Annotated in this window: 3 protein-coding genes and 1 pseudogene; 1 reads left to right on the top strand and 3 read right to left on the bottom strand. The window is 62.2% G+C overall.

What is annotated here, in order from left to right; genetic code table 11:
* The first annotated feature begins 131 nt into the window (after positions 1–131).
* Positions 132–1,457, top strand: coding sequence for a citrate synthase (gene gltA / locus EN914_RS27950; RefSeq protein WP_013531749.1), 1,326 nt, complete (start codon positions 132–134; stop codon positions 1,455–1,457).
* 62 nt (positions 1,458–1,519) lie between these two features.
* Here gltA and lpxB read toward each other — a convergent pair whose 3' ends face one another.
* From lpxB to EN914_RS39385, 3 genes and pseudogenes are all read right to left on the bottom strand, one after another.
* Positions 1,520–2,698, bottom strand: coding sequence for a lipid-A-disaccharide synthase (gene lpxB / locus EN914_RS27945; protein ID WP_024503345.1), 1,179 nt, complete (start codon positions 2,696–2,698; stop codon positions 1,520–1,522).
* Positions 2,691–3,593, bottom strand: a complete 903-nt coding sequence (locus EN914_RS27940; protein WP_164753107.1) for an LpxI family protein — start codon at positions 3,591–3,593, stop codon at positions 2,691–2,693. The genes lpxB and EN914_RS27940 overlap by 8 nt, the downstream gene beginning before the upstream one ends.
* Positions 3,580–3,723 (bottom strand): annotated as a pseudogene (locus tag EN914_RS39385) (acyl-[acyl-carrier-protein]--UDP-N-acetylglucosamine O-acyltransferase); the annotation flags it as partial. The gene EN914_RS27940 and the pseudogene EN914_RS39385, both read right to left, overlap by 14 nt.

Raw genomic sequence — 3,723 nt, 5'->3', positions numbered from 1 at the left:
ATTAGGCCTTGGCCCAATCTGGCACGCACCTCCTGAAATGCGGTGGCGAATACGCGCATTGCGGTGATTTTCGACGTGTCGCTCTGCGAAATTTGCCTTTGCCGGCATGAGGAAACAAGAAGGAGTTTGCAATGACCGAAGCTGCGAAAAAACTGGATTTGGGCAAGACCCAAGAGGCCACCGCAACGCTTGAATTCGCCGGCAAGACCCATGAATTCAAGGTGCGAAGCGGTTCGGTCGGGCCTGATGTGATCGACATCGCCTCGCTCTACTCAACTACCGGCGCTTTCACCTACGATCCCGGCTTCACCTCGACGGCAAGCTGCGAGTCCGAAATCACCTTCATCGACGGCGACGCCGGCATCCTGTTGCACCGCGGCTATCCGATCGACCAGTTGGCCGAACATGGCGACTTCCTCGAGGTCTGCTATCTCCTGCTCTACGGTGAATTGCCGACCAAGGCGCAGAAGGACGATTTCGATTACCGCGTGACGCGCCACACCATGGTGCATGAGCAGATGTCGCGCTTTTTCACCGGCTTCCGCCGCGACGCGCATCCGATGGCGGTGATGTGCGGCGTGGTCGGCGCGCTGTCGGCCTTCTATCACGACTCCACCGACATTTCCGACCCCTACCAGCGCATGGTTGCCTCCATGCGGCTGATCGCCAAGATGCCGACGATCGCGGCGATGGCCTACAAATACCACATCGGCCAGCCCTTCATTTACCCGAAGAACGAGCTGAACTTTGCCGCCAACTTCCTGCATATGTGCTTTGCCGTGCCTTGCGAGGAATACAAGATCAATCCGGTGCTGGCGCGCGCCATGGAACGCATCTTCATCCTGCACGCCGACCACGAGCAAAATGCCTCGACCTCGACCGTTCGCCTCGCCGGCTCGTCGGGCGCCAACCCGTTTGCGTGCATCGCCGCCGGCATAGCCTGCCTGTGGGGACCCGCGCATGGCGGCGCCAATGAAGCGGCGCTCAACATGCTTGGCGAGATCGGCCATGTCGATCACATCCCCGAATTCATCGCCCGCGCCAAAGACAAGGACGACCCGTTCCGCTTGATGGGCTTCGGCCACCGCGTCTACAAGAACTACGATCCGCGCGCCAAGATCATGCAGAAGACGGCACATGAGGTTCTGGGCGAGCTCGGCATCAAGGACGATCCGCTGCTCGACATCGCCATGGAGCTGGAAAAGATCGCGCTGACCGATTCCTATTTCATCGAGAAGAAGCTCTACCCGAATGTCGACTTCTATTCCGGCATTACGCTGAAGGCGCTGGGCTTCCCCACCACCATGTTCACCGTGCTGTTCGCGGTCGCCCGCACCGTCGGCTGGATCGCCCAGTGGAAAGAGATGATCGAGGATCCGCGCCAGAAGATCGGCCGCCCGCGCCAGCTCTATACCGGTGCACCGGAGCGGGATTACGTGCCGATCGCAAAGCGGTGAATCAGGAAATAGTGAGTAGTGAGTAGTGAGTAGTGAGTAGTGAAGTCGACCATTTCTACTGATTACTGACTACTCACTCTCTTGACATACCGCATCACCACCTGCGCGGCGATCTCGCCGGACGGTCTGCCCGTAGCCATGCGCCGCCTGATCTCTGCAAATCCATCCTTCTGCCAGGCACGCATGCCGCTGTCGGCGAACAGTGCCTCCAATTGCCGGGCAAGATTGTTCGGCTTGATATAGCCGTCGTAGAATTCGGGAATAAGCGCTCGATCCGATATCAGATTGGGCAGCAGCGCCGACCAGACGGAAACGAGGTACGGCGCCAAGATGCGCGCGACCGGGTCGAGCCTGTAGCAGGAAATCATCGGCACGCCGGCCAGCGCCAGTTCCAGCGATACCGTCCCGGACGCGATCAGCGCCGCATCGGCCTTGCCGAAAGCCTGCCATTTGCGCTGGGGATCGACGATGATCTCAGGCTTTTCATCCCAGCGGTTGACAGAAGATTTGACGAGGTCGGCGACATGCGGGACGGTCGGCAGCAGCAGCCGCAGGCGGTGGCCGCGCGCGCGCAGGATTGACACCGTCTCGCCGAACGGGTCGAGCAGCCGCCGTACCTCGCCACGCCGCGAACCGGGCAGGACGAGCAGGGTTTTGACACGATCAGGAGAAAGGTCGCGTGGCAGCTCCTGCGCCTTGGCTGCAGCAAGCAAGCCCGCATCGTGCGTCAGGCGATGCCCAACATAGGTGCCCGGTGGCCCGCCGAGCCGCTCCAACTCCTTAACCTCGAAAGGCAGGATGCAGAGGATGTGGTCGACATAGGGCTTCATCGCGACCGCCCTGCCCGGCCGCCACGCCCACACGCTCGGGCAGACATAGTGGATGATCGGAATCGACGGGTTGGCCGCACGCACCTTTTTGGCGACGCGCAACGAAAAGTCCGGACTGTCGATGGTGACGAGGCAATCCGGCTTTTCGTCGGCAACGGTCTTGGCCAGTTGGCTGATCCGCCGCATCAGGCGCGGAAGGTCGCGCAGGACGGCACTGAACCCCATGAGGGCGATCTCACCGGCATCGAATGGCGAGACCAGTCCCAGCGTCTGCAAATGACGGCCGCCGAGGCCGACGAGTTGCACCTCGCGCCCGGCCGCCTGCTTAAGCGAGCGCACTATGTCGGCGCCGAGCAGGTCGCCGGACTCCTCGCCGGCAACAATCGCGATCTTCAATGCCCTGTCAGCCATTGTGCCGCTCCGTCGTGGCAGGCAGGCCAATGACGAACAGGCCGAGTGCGTTGGCGCGCGCGATGGTTTCAGGACCTTCGAGAACCAGCGAACGTCCCGCCTCGACGGCAATCCCGGCAAGCTCGGCTGCATGCGCTGCTTCGACCGTCTGCAGACCGATGGACGGAAGATCCGCTCGCAGTTCCTGACCAGGCTTGGCGCACTTGACCAGGACGCCGCGGGTCTTGCCCGCAATACGGCCGTGGCCGCGTAAAAGCTTTGCCCGCTCAAGCAATCCGGCTGTTCCTTCGATGCCTTCCAGCGCAATGGTCCGGCCACCGATGGCGATCGCGGCCTGGCCGATGTCCAGCGCCCCGATGGCCTTTGCTGCGTCAAGGCCTGCCTCGATGTCACGCCAGTCCGACTTTTGTGGCGCGGCGTTGGTCAGGACGCCTTCGGCGGCGACAAGGCTCGGCACGACTTCATGGGCGCCGACAACCTTTATTCCACGGGCTTCGAGGCCCCTCGCCAAGACCTTCAGCAGGCCATCGTCGCCGCGCGCGAGCGCCATGACGACCAGCGGAATTACCGCGAGCAGGCTGAGACTGGGGCGCAGCGCAAGCAATCGCGGCCGGCGCTTGATCTCGCCTGCAAGCACCAGATGGGTGATCCGGTGCCGCCGTAGCAATGGGACCAGCGAGCCTATACCTTCCAGAGCGAGGCTTTCATGATCGTATCGGGAGAGCACCGCGATGCGGTCGACCTCGCCTTCCATCAGGATGACGAAGGGCGGATAGCCTTGTTCAGCCGAGCCGGCCGCGACTTCGACCGGCAGACTGCCGCCGCCGGCAATGATGCCGACCCTGGAGCCCGGCGGAAGATCAAGACGCGCTGCCGCTGTCTCAGTCTTCGTCATCGACGTCGTCGCCATCGCCGCCCTTGAGCGACGGCACAGCATAGTGCCGCTTGCCGCGACTGGTGATGAAATCGATGATCTTCATGGCGGTCGGCGACGACGCGAACTCCGCCTTGGCGAACTCGATGTT

It is taken from the genome of Mesorhizobium sp. M7A.F.Ca.CA.001.08.2.1, from assembly GCF_003998455.1.
GTDB classification, from domain to species: Bacteria; Pseudomonadota; Alphaproteobacteria; order Rhizobiales; family Rhizobiaceae; genus Mesorhizobium; species Mesorhizobium ciceri.
Note: the sequence above shows the minus strand (reverse complement) of the source record. Positions and strands in the feature narration are given on the sequence as shown.

Excerpts from the sequence above, each read along its gene's own strand:
- gltA (WP_013531749.1), top strand. The coding sequence starts at position 132 with ATGACCGAAGCTGCGAAAAAACTGGATTTGGGCAAGACCCAAGAGGCC.
- lpxB (WP_024503345.1), bottom strand. The coding sequence starts at position 2,698 with ATGGCTGACAGGGCATTGAAGATCGCGATTGTTGCCGGCGAGGAGTCC.
- EN914_RS27940 (WP_164753107.1), bottom strand. The coding sequence starts at position 3,593 with ATGACGAAGACTGAGACAGCGGCAGCGCGTCTTGATCTTCCGCCGGGC.